Below are 16,380 nucleotides of genomic sequence, written 5' to 3' on the forward strand. Positions count from 1 at the left end.
ATGTGCCGAGATGAAGGCTCACTGCAATCCACTGGACTGTCGCGCGATATGTCGCGGGGATTTTGAATCTCCGCGACGCCGTTGCGTACATTGCGCATCCAGCCACTCAAGGGGTCCACCGCAATGCACAACCCATTCAAATCGAAGGCCTTCATCGTCATCGCATGTGTCCTGGGGTCCATGACGGCCAGTGCCCAGGATGAGGACGAGGCCGCGTCGGTCAAGGTCGGCAAGGACGGAAGCGTGAAGGTGAAGGCGCAGGGGAATACCGTCGAGACGCGCGGCGGAACGACACGGGTACGCTCGGGCGGAGGCGTCGACGTCCAGGTCGATGGCGCCATGGCGCATGACGATGACGACGAGGCTGACACGTCGTCGCGGCGCAGCGGCTCGCTCGAACTGGTGGACTCCGAGCGCACGGTGACGCACGACTGTGCCGACGGGGGCAAGGTGGAGATTGTTGGCTCCGACAACAAGGTCACCCTGACGGGGACCTGCGAGCTCGTCGAGGTGACGGGCAGCGACAATCAGGTCGTGGTCCACACCGCGCACCGCATCGAGACGACGGGCAGCGGCAACAAGGTCTCCTGGAAGCAGGGCGCGGAGAAGGGCAAGAAGCCGCGCGTCAGCAACACCGGAACCAACAACCGCATCGCCCAGGCGCGCTGAGCCGGGACATTGCGAGGAGGTGGGGCAGGCAGACCTTCGCCCCCCCTCCCGTTCCCACGGGGATGGCCCGAGGCCGCGCCTGCCTCCATTCAGGCGCGCGGGTGGCGTGGCCTTCGCCCGCCGGACAGGCCTGGCAATCGTCACATTTAATTGTGATTAATCCCGGTTAATCAGCACGACAAGCAGAGTGGCCTCTACCTGCCGCCGAAAGGGTCACGGCAGGGCTGACAATCCAAGAGGTCAATCCATGTTGAAGCAAGTCATGCGGCCGTTGTTCCTGGGGGCGATGTGGTTGGGCGCCGCTGCCTGTGGTGGAGCGCCGATGGACGAGGCGTCCGCCGAGACGGTGGAAGTGGGCGAGGTGGAGCAGAACGTGTGTCAGCCCGGGACGTACCAGGGCGCTTGTCGCGACTACGGCAGCGGTGGGTGGCTGGATTCGAGCTGTCCGAGCGGGACGCCGTACAAGTGGAGCTTCTGGAACTGCTCCCAGTACATGTATGGCTCCGGAGCGTCAGCCCAGTACTACCGCCAGTACTGCTTTGACCTGCAGCTCTACACCTGCCACAGCAGCATCAACACGCCTCCTGCCGGGAGCCCTCCGCCCGTCGGCCCCCCGCCGCCCTGCAGGCAGAACTGCTAGTCCGTGTCTGGCTAAGGCGGGGTCGCGCGAGGGATTCGCGCGGCCCACGCCGCGCGTGACGCCAATCATGCGCGCAATCATGCCATGTGTGGAAAATAGGACAAAGTGGACAGATTGGTGAAGGCGCTCGCGACAAGTCCGCGCGTCTGCCGTTGAGTCCAGTGCATGGGTGGACCGACTCGTGGTCCGTCGGTCCACACGCGCCATTTCAGCCAGGACTGAAATGCCATTGCAGGCCTATCACCCATACAAGGACTCCAGGCGTGTCCGGTGGTGCCGCGCGGGCACACGCGTCTGGAGCGAACGGGAGGCATCATGGCGTCGCACGTTGGAGCGGCTTCGACTGTGAAGGGTTTGCGTTGGGGCGTGGTGTTGCTCGCGGGGCTGGTGGGCTGTGAGCCCACGGCGAAGAAGGAGCCCGCGACGCACCACGAAGAGGTGCGCTCCATCGAGGAGCAGTCCCGGAAGCTGTCTCCTCCCGCGGGCTGTGAGGAGATCACCATGGGGGAGCTGGCCAACGGCGTGGAGCTGACGCCCATCATGTATACCAATCAGCCCATGCTGCGCGGCAACTTCGGCAGCTTCGGGGACCCGGCCGCGCCAGACCTGGCGCGCATCCGCTTGGATGTGAATACGAAGCCGGGCCTGTACGACCTGTCCATTGGGGGTGGGAACACCTTCGCCTGTGACCAGTGCGTCCTGGGCTACAAGGACGCGGGGACGGCCGCGGAGAAGTACCTGGTCGCCAATTCGGGGACGATGCTGGTGGCGCTGAAGGTCTCGCCCGACCAGACCATCGGGGCGCTGGCCAACGTGGTGCTGCGCGAGGCGGTGAATGCCCCGCCGCTCAACGCGCCCTTCCGGGGCTCCGCCCTGGTGCCGGGCGGGGAGTGCAAGTGGCTGCGCTTCGCGACGTGGAACACCGTGCGCCAGGACGGGTGTGATCCCCGCCAGGGCTCGCTGACGGCGAACCTGCCGGACACCACCTGCGTGCCCACCAACTACGTGGGCTCGGATGGCACGCTGGAGCGCTCGCTGGGGACCAAGGCGCAGGGCGAGGCGTGCACCACCACGCCGGCCGCGAGCGAGTACGAACTGGCCTCGACGGACTGCGAGCAGGGCTACGCCTGCACGGACCTGCTCACGCAGAACGCCCAGTGCACGAAGACGTGTGACTTCATGGCCGACAATCCCGGCTGCCCGTCGGACATGGTGTGCGGCGTCTACGGACTGTGCACCGAGCAGAGCGTGCTGGAGTCCTTTGGCTTCACGTTCGACACCGCGCCCATCGGGACGTCGTGCACCGCGGGGGTGACCTTTGCCGAGTACTGCGGCAGCGAGGGCGCGCGCGGCATGTGCCTGGACCTGGGCCGTACGGGCACCGCCACCTGCCTGCGCAACGAGCGCGCCCGCACCGACTGCGGTCCGGGCGAGGATCTGGGCTACCTGGGCTTCGTCCTCCCGGGCAACGGCTTCGACCGCACCTACGGCTTCTGCTACCACGACGGACTGTGAGCGGCTCGAGGTGAGCTTGTCCAGGCCCCCGAGGTGCCCCTCGTGGGAGGGTGGCCTGGACAGGTGTTTCCCACGGGGCCCGGCCCGGTACGTGCTCAAGCGCTCCGCGACGCGATGAGCGCGAGGTTGCGCGGAGACAGGCGCGGATCGAAGAGCTGGAGGAGTTCGACCTGGAAGCCCAGCTCCTCCAGGAGGATTGCGCGATCAAGCAGGAGCACGACTTCCAACGCCCTCGCGAAGCGGTCCCTCAGCAGATGGCAGAGCAAAAGCTCCCGCGTCTCGGCGCGAACGGACACCTCGAAGGCATTCAGCTCGGCGTCCGTCATGCGGGGGTCGAGGCCCAGGCGCTCCAGGCGGTCGAGTGCGTAGACGGCGAAGGGGCCGTCATAGAGCGCTCGGGGCGCGTCCCCGGCCCTCACGAAGCCGCGCTCGGGGAAGTGCCGCTTCGCTAGGAGATCGAACGCGAAGCGCCACGCGTAGACCCGCTTCATCCGCGCGAACTCCACCTCGGTCTTGTGATGCCGTCCCCGCGTCGTCAGCGCCAGGGCGTGCGAGGTGAAGGGCAGTGGGTGCGCGCCCCCGAAGCCGGACACGGGGTAGTCCCGAGGGACCTCCAGCTTGTCGTAGCAGCAGCCGATGTTCAGGACGAAGCCCGCCCCCTGGCTCTTGCGGAGCTGCGTGAGGGCGAGCGGCCCGCAGGTGTGCAGGCCGATAGAAGCCCGGTCCAGGCCGGAGAAGAGCGGGTCGATTCGCGGTTGGAGTCCGTCCTCGACGGAGGCCAGGATGAAAGACAGGGTGTCCCCGACCGGGGAGTGGGTTCTCGTCAACCACCGCCGGCCCTTGTCCTGCAATGCGGCGTCCCTATCGATGCTGTGGAAGGTCCACCCGAACGTCCGCGCACAGAGGCGGGCGAGATGTCCCATGCCGCCGCCGATATCGACCGCCTGGTGGATGAAGCGCGTTCTCGGCGCGAGCAGGGCGAGCACCCGCTCGAGTTCGTGGGTCTTCTTGGCGCTGAGTCCCTGCGTCTGCGCGACTGTCAGCGGATGAATGCCCTCGTGCCAGGGCAGCGCCGTCAGTTCCTGGAGCGCGCCGAGGAGCGCGCCCAGGGACGGAGGAGGGACGCCCACGAGCACCCCCTGGTCCAGCCGCCGCTCGCCCGCTTCATCGAGCGACCGGGCATAGGCAAGCCAGTCCTCGGGATAGGCGGCGCCGGACTCGGGCCAGCCCTGGAGGATGGAGCGGGACCAGAGTGGGGACCAGGGCCTGAGCAGGTGCGTGAGCGCCTCGAGTCGCGCCTGGAAGTCCATGGCGGCGCATCCTATGCGCCGCTGCTCCGCCCGTGGGTGATGACGAGGGCCCTCCCTCGGCAGCCGTGCTCGGCAACGCATGGGCGCACGCTCGCCCCCAGGCGTTGTTCCTCGTCGGAGGCGAGCGCGAAAGCCCGGCCGCCGTCAGTCGCCGCGGTAGGTGGTGTCGAGGATGCCGACGCCCGCGCCTTCCACGTACAGGGTGACCTGCGTGCCCTGGGTGGCGGCCTGGGTGGCGCGCTCGAACAGGCCCAGGCGCTCGGCCTCGCTGTACTGGTAGCCGGCGGACGAGGCGCCCGAGCCCAGATAGTAGTAACTGCCGACGAAGCTCCCCGTGCAGTTCGCCCCGGTGTTCACCTGCACGACCACGTAGCCCTGGCCGTAGACGACATTGGGTTGCCGGGTGTACTTCGCCGCGCAGACATAGCCATTCACGGTGATGGGGGCCGCCAGGGCCGTGCTGGAAAACCCGACCGACATCATCACCGCCGAAACAACGATGGACGCTCGCTTCATGGTGTTGTCCCCTTGTGCTGTGGATTGAGGCCTCCGCACCCAGGCTGGGTGTGGGGCTCCGGAAAGCGTCTCTGCCTTTCCTCGCGAGATAACGTGCGAAGGGGGATTTCTTCCTCACCTCCTGTTCGCGTTCGAGCGTGGGATGAGGTGGGAACTGGCGCGCGCACGCAGGGGGAGGTGGATGGCGCGGCGCGCTCTTGATGTGTCCCAGGAGGGGTCAGAAGGTGACTTCTTCGATGACTTTTGTGTGGTCGCCTGGCAGCCGGGGTGCCACCTGCCCGGCGAGCTCCTTGATGCGCGCCGCGGAGCAGCCGCCGCAGCCCAGGGCGTCCTTGAGCTTCTTCCCTCCCGGACCGGCCCGCAGGTTCTTGACGGCGTTCCACGCGTTGATGAGGCCGAACTTCCGGGTGCGCACGGTCTCCCCTCGGATCGCCTTGCAGATCAGCTCGAGGTCCGCGTCATCGAACTCGGTGAGGTCGCGGGCTTTGTCATCACTCGGGTGGTTGGCATAGAACACCCTGCGTTGCCTGGAGAACGTGGGCCGGGTGTTCAGCGTCTGCATGAGCGCGCTGCCTGCGGTGAGGTCTCCCGGTCCGGGAACGCAGTCGGAGACAATCAGCGGAGCATCCGTGAACCCCTGGAAGACAGGGTCGATCAGCGTCATCCGGAGGTCGAGCTGACTCGGGCTGGGCGCCGGTTCGAGCACGAAGCCCTTGCGATGCCGGCCGCGCACCTTCTTCGTGAACCCGCAGTTGGTGGGGACCTCCGTCGGCATCCATTCTTCGTCCGCGAGCGAGTGGTCCGCGCCCGTCGCGATGATTGCGCCGAGTGAATGCGCCACCACCTGCACGGTCGTCCCCGAGTGCGCTCCCCGCGCCTGAACGATGGCGTTGCGCAGGCAGTCGGCCGTCTCCATAGGGTGCCGGTTGTCCGGGTAGAAGAAGTCGTAGACCTGCGCATTGGACGGGAAGTTGTTGATGGCCGGGTCCATCACCTCGGGCCCGGCGCCGATGCCATGCACGGAGATGTAGGGCACCTTGTTCGGATCGATGGGCCCCCTGGGGCGCAGCTCGCACATGCCACAGCGCGCGCGCATCCGGGACCGCTCCGCGCCATTCGTCCGGTCACCCGCCGTGGTCGGCGTGGGATTCAGGACGGGGGTTGGCGCAGGCGCGGCCTGGGGTGCGAAGGAGGCTTGCACTGGCGGCCCCTCGGTCAGGGTGGCGCCCGCGTCGGTCCCTGCATCGGCGCCCGCGTCCACGACAGGCCCCGTCCCCGCATCCCGCCCTGCGTCCGAACCCGCGTCGGCGCCTCCGTCCGAACCCGCGTCTGAACCACCACCGCCACCGCCGTCCGAACCTGTGTTGGAACCCGCATCGGTGCCTGCGTCGTCGTCACAGGTGGCTGTCTCAGTGAACTCCTGCTCAGGAGGAGGACAGCCGGCGTCTCCGGCGTCACCCGCATCTCCAGCGTCCCCGGCGTCAGCGCCTCCGTCACACTCGTCGCAGACCTCGGGCTCCTCCTCGTCTTCGGTCGACATCCCTTCGCGCCACTGTTCCGTGCTTCCTGTGCCCTTGTCCTCCGAGAGGCAGGCCGACATGCCGACGGCAAGCACGAGCATCGCCAGGAAGAGCGCGCGGGCAGCGAGGGGACTGGCGGTCGGGGGTGGCGGTGGCTGGGAAACCAGCATGGGATGTCCTGGATTGAGAAGGAGTTGCGAGCCCTCCTCGCGAGCCTAGGACAAACAGCGGCACCTGAACAGGTTTACCTGGAAATCCACGAGAATCGGAATGGGCCTCCAGTCGCTGATGCTGGGGCTGACGGCACGCGGTATCGGAACCTGTGTCCAGGCTGACGATGTATCCCGAAGTCATCCGCCGTGAGCTTTCAATCCCAGATGAGTTCATCCATCCGCTCGGGCGGGAGTGGAGTTGATGGGACGAGGAGGGCGGCCAACCCGAACACATGTTCACGGTTTGCGGGGGCATTGTTTTCATGTAAGCAAACCAAGACAGAGGGGGATATCCATGCAGCGGTTCTTGAGAGTGCTGGCTGGCGCGGTGTTACTTGTTTCGTGCGGAGAGTCCGCGAGCGAATCGGTGAAGACTCCGGTGCGTCTCGAGGTCGAGCGCGAGTTGACGGCACGCGGCTTTGATTTGCGCGAGATGTCCGTGGTGCCCCGGAAGGAAGGGGACGACACGTACCACCAGCTTCGTGTCGACGAGCTGCCCGTGTGGGGCGTGGGCGCGAAGACCGCGAACGGGAAGACCCGCGTCACCCCGGTTCGCGTCGAGCCCACGGCGAAGGTCGAGACCCAGGCGCGCGTCACCCGGGGCGAGGCCGAGGCGGCGGCCCTCTCGGCGCTGGGCGACCCCACTGGGACGGTGTTGCGCGGCGGAGAGCTGATGCTGCGTCCGCACGAGGAGCGGCGGCTCAAGCCGGGTGTGCCGGTGGCGGGCTCTCACGATGCGACGCAGTATGAGCGTGTCATCACCGAGCTGACGCCCATCTACCGATTGACGCTCTCCACCGGCGGCCCGGGTTCTCTCTGGGCCTTTCCGCGTGAGTGGGTGGGCGAGGTAGACGCGCTTTCGGGCAAGGTCCTGCGGGTGGCTCCGGCGGAGGTACACGTCACCTACGCCAACGCGTCCTTGAAGGGGCGCTACTCCGGCACCAACACCTTCTCGGTCGTCGTCAACACGGCGAAGGCGCTGTACAAGCTCGAGGACAAGCGGGGCAACAAGTTCCTCGCCACGCGCCCGAACGGCGACGGCACCATTACCTATCTCGACTACTCGAGCCCCGATGCGTCTTTCGGAGATGGCGCGCTGTTCAACGTCACCTCCGAGGCTCGGAGCACGAACGGAGAGACCGCCGCGGTCGACGCCTTCTTCGCCTCGAACATGACGTCGACGATGTTCGAGTACTTCCTCGGCCGGACGGGGTCCAAGGCGCTCCCCCCGATGGAATTCAAGATGCACTATCCATGGGACAACGCGGGCTACATCGCGAGCAGCAATGACCCAAGGGTCTTGATTGGCTATGAGACCTATCCGGCGCCGACGGGGGTGACGACGCTCGTCCACCTCGCGGCCACCGACATCGTCGCCCACGAAATCACCCACGATTTCTTCATGCGTGAGGTGTGGGGGGATCCGAGCCTGGGCTCCGGGGCGTCCGGAGAGATTGCTGCCCTCAATGAGGGCACCGGCGACATCATGGGCTCCTTCACCGAGCTGGGGCGCGACACCCTCAAGCGGCGCCCCCTGAATGAGATTGACCAGGTGCTCCTGCGCCCCGCCAATCTGACGATAGGCGAGGACACCGGAGTTGCAGGACGCAGCCTCCTGACGCCCTCCAATCCGGAGTGGACCCCGGACCTCGTCAACTGGGATGAGCACGAGAGCTGTGGGCCCATCGACCGGATGTTCCTGCTCCTGGCCTATGGCTGTCAGCCGCTGGCGCAGGGCCAGTCTCCGGGGCCCTGGAACTGCCCGAGGGTCCCCGAGGGCTTCACGGGCATCGGGCCGTCCACCGCGGCGGTCATCTGGACCCGCACGGTGGAGGCGCTCCCGGTCGGGGCGGACTACGCCCAGGCCCGAGACGCCGCGCTCATGGCGGCCGGGGTGATTGACGGCGCCTCCTCCTCGACGAAGATGCGCGCAGTCGCCTCTGCCTTCGCGGCGATCAACGTCGGCGCGGTGCCGGACAACCAGCCGCCGCAGGCGACGCTGTCCTGCCGGCAGCGCGGCTCGGACATCGAGTGCACTGGGACAATCACCGACGCGGAGACTCCCAATCAGGCCCGCCAGGCTCCGCGCCTCGTGGTCGACGGCGGCGTGCAAACGGTCGTGCTCCCAAGCTTTCAGTTCACCCAGCTCATCCCCGCGGGCGCGCTCTCCACGGGGCCCCATACGATTGTTCTCGAAGCATGGGACCTCTGGAACAATCAGGTGACCAAGAGCGTGACAGTGACGCTGGACCGGACGCCGCCCACCGCGTCGCTCACCGTCACGGGCTCGTTGAAGCAGCCTTGGTTCTTGATCACCGCGAACGACGCTTCGGGGATTGATTCGGTCGACTTCATCCGGAACGGACAGTTGATTGTCTCGCTCATGGCGCCGCCGTTCGATCACCAGTTCGACACCACCACCTGGGCCGATGGTACCTACCCGCTGACCATCAATGTCTCCGACCCGGCCGGTAACGTGACGACGCTCACGCACACGCTGAGGGTCGACAACACACCGCCGTCGGTGTCGATGGCCGTGAGCTCCGCCGGGCCGCCGTTCACCGTCAACGCTTCCGTGAGTGATGCATCCGTGATTACCCGGGTGGACTTCAAGGTGGACGGTGTGGTGTTCGCCACGAGGACGAACTCCGCGACGACCTACTCCGCCAGTTACTCACCGACCGACGGTCTGGCGCACAACCTGATTGTCGAGGTCACTGACGCGTTCGGGAACAAGGGTGTCGCGACCCGGGCCGCGCCGCTCGACAGCACTCCGCCCGCCGTGACGTTCAGCGCGTCCCAGTTGGGCACCACGATGACGCTCAGCGCGAACGTCACCGATACGTGCGGCATCCAGTACCCATACTCGCTCTTCGTGGACGGCACCCTGGTCGCCCAGCCCACCACGTCGGGCTACGTGCTGACGTTCGGCTCGGAGATGGCGTCTGGAACGCACGTGTTCCAGGCGCTGGCGCAGGACCGTTGCGGCAACACGGCCAACTTCGTGGCCTCGTTCGTCAAGTCGAACTCCGTGCCGGTGATTGTCTCCATCACGCGCAACGACACCCAACCCAAGAAGCCGAAGTTCACCGTGGCCTGCAACGACCCGGAGGGAGTCCACCACGTGGAGATGCGCGAGAATGGCGTCATCCTCCAGTCCGACACCACCGCGCCGTACGAGTTCGTCGTCGACACCTCCTCGCGCACGGACGGCGATTACATCGTGCTGTTCCAGTGCTCGGACAACGCGGGCTTCGCCAGCAGCCCGGAGACCCGGACGGTGATCGCGGACAACACGGGCCCGACGTTCAACTTCAGCGTCCAGGGCTCACGTCGCGCGTATCTGGTGTCGGCGGGTGCGGTGAGCGACTCGCACGGTGTGCAGTCGGTGACCCTGAGCGGAGGCCTGATTGGAGGCTTCACCGTGACGCTGCCTGTGGCCCCCTACGCATACGTGTGGAACATCGCTGGCACAGCCCCGGTCCAGAGTGACATCCCATTCTCTATCTCGGCGCGAGACACCTGGGGCAACGAGTCTTCGCTCAGCCGCATCTGCTATGTGGACACCGCCTCGACGCAGGACGTCGTCCTGAATTGTCATTAGGTGTCCTGAACCCCAGGCAGGCGGCCGGGCCCGGAGAGTTTTTTCCAGGCCCGGCCGTAAATTCTCAGTCGGTCAGACAGACCCACCTGTTGTGCGGAATGGCCTGGCAGAGACAATAACCCGGGGTGCCGTTGGCGAAGGTACAGCCAATCTCCCGGTCCGGGCTGCAGACCTTGCCCTGGAGGGACTCGCAGGTGGCGGCCTGCGCGGACACTTCCTGCTCGGGAAGGGCGCCAGTCTCGGTGCCCTCCGGGACTTCTGCTCCGCCACAGCCAACGATGGAAACGAGCGCTGCGAGTGCCAGTACACGAAGAATCATGTTGGAAACCCCGTTGCAGTTGTAGCCCTCGAATCCAACTGCGGGCCCTGGGCTTGGGTCAAGCGCCACCCTTCTGACGCGTTGCGCCCATTGTCCACCCCACGTCAGTGGATGTGTGGGAACTGGCGGCACCGGAGGTCCCCCGGTCCGAGTGGCTTCCAATGAGTGACTGGCTTCAAGTGAGGGATGGCTCAGCTGTCCATGGGGATGCGGCTCCTGCCTTTCCAGCGAACCCTCTCCAGGGAGCGAAACACCTCGTGGAGACGAATGTGTCGGTGCTCGGCCATGCTATGGAAGAGACATGAGTGATTCGACCACGCTTCTGGGGGCCCGCAACGTGCGCATCAGCGCGGACTTCTGGAAGAAGTGCGCGCCCCTGCTGGGCAATAACGTGTTCCTCGACCTCGCCCTGGTGAGGCGCACGGCCTGGGGAGACCTCGACTTGTCGCTGCCGGAGGGGACGCGGCTGATTGGCTATGTGAAGCAGGAGAAAGACTATCTGGTCTTCTTGAAGACGCTGGAGTCGTTCCTGCCGAAGTCACCCACCACTGGCCTCAAGTCCTGGGGCGAGGCTGTCTTTGAATCCACAGGAGGGGGCCGCTGGCGCGTGCTGTTCCGGTATGGCCCGAAGCCGGAGATTCGCGTTCGCTACCAGGTGTGGGCCGTCAAGCCTGTCTCGTCCATCCGTCCGCTGTCGCGCGCGAAGGCGACGCGGGCCGCGCGCCCCGACAAGGAGCGGCTCTTCGTGGACACGGAGACGGACTTTCGAGGCGTGGCGCTGGTGGGCAGCGAGCTCTGGGTGCGTGCGGGCAGTCTGGGCGAGCCGGGGCGCGGCAAGCGCACTGCGTTCAAGGACGCGAAGCAGGCCCGCGCCGCGGCGGACGCGCTCATCGCGAAGCTGCGTAAAAAGGGCTTCGTCGAGAGCAAGGTCTGACAGGAGGCCGCCGGACCCGTTCCTCGGATTTCGATGCCCGGGCTTGAAGGCTTGCTCGGGCGAGGTTGTCGGGTTGGGGTTCGGGCCCTGGCGCGGGGGCTGATGTGGGTGGGCTGGGACTCCACGCGCGTTCGGAGGCATGATGATGGGAGCCGCCGAGGGGTGACCCGGTCCTCGCGGGTGACGCACGAGCGCCAGGAACCAGGATCGTCGCAGGGGGAGCGCGGGAATGTCGGAGTCGGTCGAGCAGAGGTGCCTCCGGTGTGGTGCTCCGGATGCGGGGAGCGTGGCGCGCTGTGTGTGCGGCGCCAGCCTCCGGGTGGACGTCGTGTTGCGGGACGCGGTGGCTGACGAGCGGACGCGCTTCGCGTTGGCCCGGGCCATCTCGCTGCTGGGCCCTCCCGCGCCCTCGTTCTCCGAGGCGCGAACCCTGCTCGCGACGGCGGGGGCTCCCCTGGCCCGTGGTGTCTTTCGCGCCTTCGCGGAGAAGCTCCTGGAGGTGCTGCGCGCCCAGGGCGCCCGCGCGGATTTGCGGCCGTTCGTGGAGTCGGTGGTGCCCGTCCAGGAGTCCTCGCGTGGACTCCTGAGGGCGCTTGTGGGTGCCTGCGTCCTGGTCGGGTTGGTGGGCGGCATCTGGATGGCTCGCTCTCCGCGTTTCGAGCGCACGCGCTCGAATGTCCTGGCCCTCGCCACGGGTGAAGACACTCCGGGCGAGGCGGCCCCCGTGCCCTCGGCCCTCTCCACCGCGGAGATTTCACGCCGCGCCGGCCCGAGCACGTTGACGCTGCGGTGTGGGAGCAAGACGGGCTCTGGCTTCTTCGTGGACTCCGAGCTGGTGCTGACCAACCAGCACGTGGTGTGTCCACCGGGCAAGATGATGACGGCGGTGCTCGCGGACGGGCGGGAGTTGCTCGGTGAGACGGTCGCCAGTGACGTGGACCTGGACCTCGCCACCGTCCGCGTCGTGGGCGCGAAGGCAGTCCCGTTGCCACTGGGGGACGTCACGCGCCTGGAGCCCGGTGACCCGCTGGTCTTCATCGGCAGCCCCAAGGGCCTGGACTTCACCGTGCACGAAGGGAAGGTGGGCTTCGTGGGCCGGCAGTACCTGGGCACTGGCTATGTGCAGTTCAATGCCTCGGTGAATCCGGGCAACAGTGGCGGACCGCTGTTGAACGGACGCGGCGAGGTGGTGGGCGTCGTCTCGATGAAAATCGAGAACGCGGATGGGCTGGGGCTGGCGCTGCCCATCGCCTATGCGAGCAAGCTCGTCTCCGTGCCCACCACGCCCGAGTCCACGGAGCGCTGGAGTCAGTTGCTCAAGCGCGTGGCGCGCGACGAGGAGCGCGAGGTGCGGCGCTTCCAGGTGGACACCGAGCAGCAGGTGGTCCTCTCGGTGCAGCGGGTCGACGGGCTGGGGCTCATCGTGCTGGTCGTCGAGCGGTTCGACTCGCCACCCACGGCCGTGAAGCGCCGCATGGAGCTGGAAGCGGAGGGGAAGACGTGCACGCTGGATCTGGAGTTCGAGGACTGGCGGCCCCTGAGCCAGTCCCTGGCGGCGCAGGAGGACTCGCGGCGGCTGCGCTGGTTCCTCTCGCGAGGCCTCACCCTGGGCATCCACATCGGTGGGGCGCGGCTGCCCGTCGAGACCTGCTCGCTGCCAGAGGTCGGCACGGCATGGCTGAAGTCAGGGCAGGGGAGTGGTGAGAACGAGGAGCGCATCGAGGTGTCGCTCAAGGACGTCAGGGAAGCCCGTGAGACGTGGACCCGGAACCCCGCGGGCATCCAGCGCTGGGAGCGGGAGCGCTTCAAGCAGAGGCTGGCGGGGAATCGCACACGGGAGGAGGAGGAGCGGTGGCGCACGTCCTTCGGCAAGGCCCGCGCGCGTGTCGCCCGCTTCGAGGAGGAGCGCGCGCGTTTGCGCAAGGACGAGTCCTCCGGCAAGCCGGTGGCGAAGCGCCAGCAAGAGGTGGAGGCGGAGCTGAAGCTGGCGAGCCAGCAGCTCGCCGAACTCGAGCGCTACGCCGTGGAGAAGAACGTTCCCCCGGAGTGGCGGCGGTAGGCCCTGGGGCTTCGGGAGCCGGCCGCGAAGCTCTTGCCGAGGTGCTCCGGCTAGGCGGCTGCCTGGGACGCCGGTGGTGCGGAGTGCGGCGGAATCGGCTCGATGCGCAGACGCCTTCGGGGAGAATCCCGAGGCGCTGCGAGGCTTTGAGGGGAGTGGGCCCTCCTGGATTCGAACCAGGGACCAATCGGTTATGAGCCGACAGCTCTAACCGCTGAGCTAAGGGCCCTCATGCGTGAACAACCCGCGTGTCCGGTGGCATATCGCCGCGCATGCGTCGGTGGCAAGGGCCACCCGAGAGGGTCCGTTCTCCGGGCTTGGAGCCGCACCCTCGCCAGCGTGATGCCTTGCACCACCGTCAGCGCTTCCGCTTCGACGTGGGAGCGCCCGTCTTGCGTGAGGCCTGCTGCTTCGCGGGCATCGCGGGCTCCTGGGCCACCTTCACCCGGAACACCTGCCCACGCTGCTCCACCGTGACGCCCTCGGCGCGCAGGCGCTTCGCCTGCTCATGCGCCACCGTGGACGCCAGCGTCCCTCCCGCCTTCGTCACGCGCCACCACGGCAGCTCCTGTCCCGGCGGCAGCTTCGTCATCTCGCGCCCCACGCCGCGCGCCGCCCCGGGACGTCCCGCGTACAACGCCACCTGCGAGTACGAGCGCACCTGGCCTCGCGGAATCGAGCGCACCGCGCGCCATACCGCCTCGGAGAAGGGCGGACGCTTCGGCGGAGCCGACGCCTCGGGTTCCGCTCGGGACTTCGTCTTCGTCGTCGTCCTGGACTTGGAGAGCGCCACGGCGCCCGACTCTAGAAACACGAAGGCCCCCGGTCCATGAAGGAGCGGGGGCCTCGGGACTTCCCGTGACGGCTCATGGTGGAGCCGTCAGGAAGGCGTCAGCTCTCCACGAAGGAGCGCAGGCGCTTGGAGCGGCTGGGGTGACGCAGCTTGCGCAGCGCCTTGGCCTCGATCTGACGGATGCGCTCGCGCGTCACCTCGAAGTCCTGGCCCACCTCTTCCAGCGTGTGGTCGCTCTTCTCGCCAATGCCGAAGCGCATGCGGAGCACCTTCTCCTCGCGCGGCGTCAGCGTGGCCAGCACCTTGCGGGTCTGCTCCGCCAGGTTCATGTTGATGACCGCGTCCGCCGGCGACACGAGGCTCTTGTCCTCGATGAAGTCGCCCAGGTGGCTGTCCTCTTCCTCGCCAATGGGCGTCTCCAGGGAGATGGGCTCCTTGGCGATCTTCAGGACCTTGCGCACCTTGTCGAGCGGCAGCTCCATCTTCTCCGCGATTTCCTCCGGCGTCGGCTCGCGGCCAATCTCCTGCACCAGGTAGCGGCTGGTGCGGATGAGCTTGTTGATGGTCTCGATCATGTGCACCGGGATGCGGATGGTGCGGGCCTGGTCGGCGATCGCGCGCGTAATGGCCTGACGAATCCACCAGGTGGCGTAGGTCGAGAACTTGTAGCCGCGCTTGTACTCGAACTTGTCCACGGCCTTCATCAGGCCGATGTTGCCCTCCTGGATGAGGTCCAGGAACTGGAGGCCGCGGTTCGTGTACTTCTTCGCGATGGACACCACGAGGCGCAGGTTCGCCTCCACCAGCTCGCTCTTGGCGCGCTCGGCCCGCTTCTCGCCCAGGCGGATGGCGTCGTAGTTGCGGCGCAGCGCATCCACGGGGAGGTTGGCCTCCTCCTCCACCTTCTTGATCTTCCGAACCGCCGTGCGCACGTCGCGGTCCAGGACCTCGAGCTGCTCGGGCGTGAGGTTGAGCTGCTTCTGCAGCTTCTTGCCGATGTTCGGATTCTCCCGCGACTCCTTCAGCTGCGGGCGCAGCTCCTTCATGGAGATGCCGTAGCGGCGCTCCAAATCACGAAGCTCGTCCTCGGCCTTCTCAACGCGCTCGATGAGCCCCTTGAGATTCACGACGATGCGGTCGACCTGCTTCTTGTTCAGCCGCATCTCCTCCAAGACCTCCATCATCTTGGTCCGGAGGTCCTTCATCTCCTGCTTGAGCTCCTTCTTGCGCACCTCGGTCAGCTTCTTCTTGGAGATGAGCTCCTCTTCCAAGACATCGCAGTCCTTGGCGAACTTGCGGAAGCGCTCGATCTGCTTGCAGATCTGCTCAATCTTGTTGAGCTCGCTCTGCGCCAGCTGCGCCGGGGCGTCACCCTCGCCGACCTCCTCGGGAGCCTCCTCGGCGCCCTCGGCCTGGGCCTCCTCGGGCGCGTCCTTGATGACGTCGCGCACGCGCAGCTTGGCCGTCTTCAGCTTGTTGCCGATGTCGAGGATCTCCTCGACGGCGACCTTGCAGGCGAGCAGGGCGCGCAGCACTTCCTTCTCGCCCTCTTCGATTCGCTTGGCGATTTCGACCTCGCCCTCGCGCGTGAGCAGGCTGACGCTGCCCATCTTGCGCAGGTACAGGCGCACCGGGTCGTTCGACTTGCCACCCGGCTCGTCGTCTTCGTCCTTCTCGTCCTCGTCGACGTCTTCCTTCTCCTCCTCGACGGTGACGGTGGGCTTGATCTCGTTGTTCTGAGCCGCCTTCTGCGCATCGACAATCTCGATGTCGTTGTCGCCGAACATGCTCATCACGTCGTCGATTTGATCGGACGACACGATGTCGGCGGGCAGCGCGTCATTCACCTCGTCGTAGGTGAGGAAGCCCTTCTCTCGCCCCTGGGCGAGCAGGTCCTTCACTTCCTTGCGCTCGGCGACGGGGTCCTCCTCGACGTCGTCCTCGACGGCGTCCGGGTCCACCTCGACGGCGGCGGCGGCTTCTTCAGCGGCCTCCTCGGGGTCCACGTCCGCGGAGACGACGCCCTTCTTCTTCTTCTTCGTCTCGACCTCGGCGGGCGCCTCCTTGGCCTCCAGGGGCTCCTGCTCCTCGGTCCCAGCCTTCACCCCAGCACCCTTCGCCGCGGGACTGTCCGGTGCCTTCTTCTTGCGGATCACCGGATCCACCTTCTTCTTGGTGGGCTTCACGGACGCCTTCGAGGGCTTCTGCGTCGGCATTCGGGTACTTCTCCTTAAGAAATTCAGGGGCTTGAGGCCTGGGGCGAGCCGGCCGATCTACCGCAAAGTCAGG

General features: G+C 66.8%; 12 protein-coding genes and 1 tRNA gene. 6 read left to right on the forward strand and 7 right to left on the reverse strand.

Annotation, left to right across the window (positions count from 1 at the left end; all coding sequences use genetic code 11):
* Positions 1–123 precede the first annotated feature (123 nt).
* The 3 genes from HUA75_RS04780 to HUA75_RS04790 all read left to right on the forward strand — a co-directional run bounded on the left by HUA75_RS04780 (position 124) and on the right by HUA75_RS04790 (position 2,824).
* Complete coding sequence (locus tag HUA75_RS04780; protein ID WP_174453397.1) at positions 124–669, forward strand: DUF3060 domain-containing protein; 546 nt, start codon at positions 124–126, stop codon at positions 667–669.
* 247 nt (positions 670–916) lie between these two features.
* The gene (locus HUA75_RS04785) at positions 917–1,309 is read left to right on the forward strand and encodes a hypothetical protein (RefSeq protein ID WP_141645266.1); all 393 of its coding nucleotides are present in this window, start codon (positions 917–919) and stop codon (positions 1,307–1,309) included.
* A 345-nt stretch (positions 1,310–1,654) separates the two neighbouring features.
* Positions 1,655–2,824: a hypothetical protein gene (locus tag HUA75_RS04790; RefSeq protein WP_371746056.1), complete on the forward strand. Its 1,170-nt coding sequence runs from the start codon at positions 1,655–1,657 to the stop codon at positions 2,822–2,824.
* Between the two features lie 95 nt (positions 2,825–2,919).
* Here HUA75_RS04790 and HUA75_RS04795 read toward each other — a convergent pair whose 3' ends face one another.
* The 3 genes from HUA75_RS04795 to HUA75_RS04805 form a co-directional block, all read right to left on the reverse strand.
* Positions 2,920–4,134, reverse strand: coding sequence for a methyltransferase (locus tag HUA75_RS04795; RefSeq protein WP_174485657.1), 1,215 nt, complete (start codon positions 4,132–4,134; stop codon positions 2,920–2,922).
* A gap of 144 nt (positions 4,135–4,278) precedes the next feature.
* The gene (locus HUA75_RS04800) at positions 4,279–4,650 is read right to left on the reverse strand and encodes a hypothetical protein (protein WP_174485658.1); all 372 of its coding nucleotides are present in this window, start codon (positions 4,648–4,650) and stop codon (positions 4,279–4,281) included.
* A gap of 217 nt (positions 4,651–4,867) precedes the next feature.
* Positions 4,868–6,190, reverse strand: coding sequence for a triacylglycerol lipase (locus HUA75_RS04805; protein WP_174485659.1), 1,323 nt, complete (start codon positions 6,188–6,190; stop codon positions 4,868–4,870).
* Positions 6,191–6,677: 487 nt separating this feature from the next.
* Here HUA75_RS04805 and HUA75_RS04810 point away from each other — a divergent pair, with 487 nt between their 5' ends.
* A complete protein-coding gene (locus tag HUA75_RS04810; protein WP_174485660.1) occupies positions 6,678–9,986 on the forward strand; it encodes an Ig-like domain-containing protein in 3,309 nt (1,102 codons plus the stop codon).
* Positions 9,987–10,050: 64 nt separating this feature from the next.
* Here HUA75_RS04810 and HUA75_RS04815 read toward each other — a convergent pair whose 3' ends face one another.
* Positions 10,051–10,305: a hypothetical protein gene (locus HUA75_RS04815; protein ID WP_141644129.1), complete on the reverse strand. Its 255-nt coding sequence runs from the start codon at positions 10,303–10,305 to the stop codon at positions 10,051–10,053.
* Between the two features lie 301 nt (positions 10,306–10,606).
* Between HUA75_RS04815 and HUA75_RS04820 the strand changes: the two genes are divergently transcribed.
* Positions 10,607–11,239, forward strand: coding sequence for a hypothetical protein (locus HUA75_RS04820; RefSeq protein WP_174465856.1), 633 nt, complete (start codon positions 10,607–10,609; stop codon positions 11,237–11,239).
* Between the two features lie 229 nt (positions 11,240–11,468).
* Positions 11,469–13,298, forward strand: a complete 1,830-nt coding sequence (locus HUA75_RS04825) for a S1C family serine protease (RefSeq protein WP_174485661.1) — start codon at positions 11,469–11,471, stop codon at positions 13,296–13,298.
* 156 nt (positions 13,299–13,454) lie between these two features.
* Here the strand turns inward: HUA75_RS04825 and HUA75_RS04830 are convergent.
* The 3 genes from HUA75_RS04830 to rpoD form a co-directional block, all read right to left on the reverse strand.
* A tRNA-Ile gene (locus HUA75_RS04830) sits at positions 13,455–13,527 on the reverse strand.
* Between the two features lie 129 nt (positions 13,528–13,656).
* Positions 13,657–14,091 carry an MGMT family protein gene (locus HUA75_RS04835; protein ID WP_174485662.1) on the reverse strand — a complete coding sequence of 145 codons (435 nt, stop codon included), beginning with the start codon at positions 14,089–14,091 and terminating at the stop codon, positions 13,657–13,659.
* A 98-nt stretch (positions 14,092–14,189) separates the two neighbouring features.
* Entirely contained in the window at positions 14,190–16,307 is a 2,118-nt protein-coding gene (gene rpoD, locus HUA75_RS04840; RefSeq protein ID WP_141644122.1) for an RNA polymerase sigma factor RpoD, read from the reverse strand.
* Positions 16,308–16,380 lie beyond the last annotated feature (73 nt).

The sequence above is a fragment of the Myxococcus sp. CA040A genome (genome assembly GCF_013336725.1).
In the GTDB taxonomy this organism is placed as follows: domain Bacteria; phylum Myxococcota; class Myxococcia; order Myxococcales; family Myxococcaceae; genus Myxococcus; species Myxococcus llanfairpwllgwyngyllgogerychwyrndrobwllllantysiliogogogochensis.

Excerpts from the sequence above, each read along its gene's own strand:
- HUA75_RS04780 (WP_174453397.1), top strand. The coding sequence starts at position 124 with ATGCACAACCCATTCAAATCGAAGGCCTTCATCGTCATCGCATGTGTC.
- HUA75_RS04785 (WP_141645266.1), top strand. The coding sequence starts at position 917 with ATGTTGAAGCAAGTCATGCGGCCGTTGTTCCTGGGGGCGATGTGGTTG.
- HUA75_RS04795 (WP_174485657.1), bottom strand. The coding sequence starts at position 4,134 with ATGGACTTCCAGGCGCGACTCGAGGCGCTCACGCACCTGCTCAGGCCC.
- HUA75_RS04800 (WP_174485658.1), bottom strand. The coding sequence starts at position 4,650 with ATGAAGCGAGCGTCCATCGTTGTTTCGGCGGTGATGATGTCGGTCGGG.
- HUA75_RS04805 (WP_174485659.1), bottom strand. The coding sequence starts at position 6,190 with ATGTCGACCGAAGACGAGGAGGAGCCCGAGGTCTGCGACGAGTGTGAC.
- HUA75_RS04810 (WP_174485660.1), top strand. The coding sequence starts at position 6,678 with ATGCAGCGGTTCTTGAGAGTGCTGGCTGGCGCGGTGTTACTTGTTTCG.
- HUA75_RS04815 (WP_141644129.1), bottom strand. The coding sequence starts at position 10,305 with ATGATTCTTCGTGTACTGGCACTCGCAGCGCTCGTTTCCATCGTTGGC.
- HUA75_RS04820 (WP_174465856.1), top strand. The coding sequence starts at position 10,607 with ATGAGTGATTCGACCACGCTTCTGGGGGCCCGCAACGTGCGCATCAGC.
- HUA75_RS04825 (WP_174485661.1), top strand. The coding sequence starts at position 11,469 with ATGTCGGAGTCGGTCGAGCAGAGGTGCCTCCGGTGTGGTGCTCCGGAT.
- rpoD (WP_141644122.1), bottom strand. The coding sequence starts at position 16,307 with ATGCCGACGCAGAAGCCCTCGAAGGCGTCCGTGAAGCCCACCAAGAAG.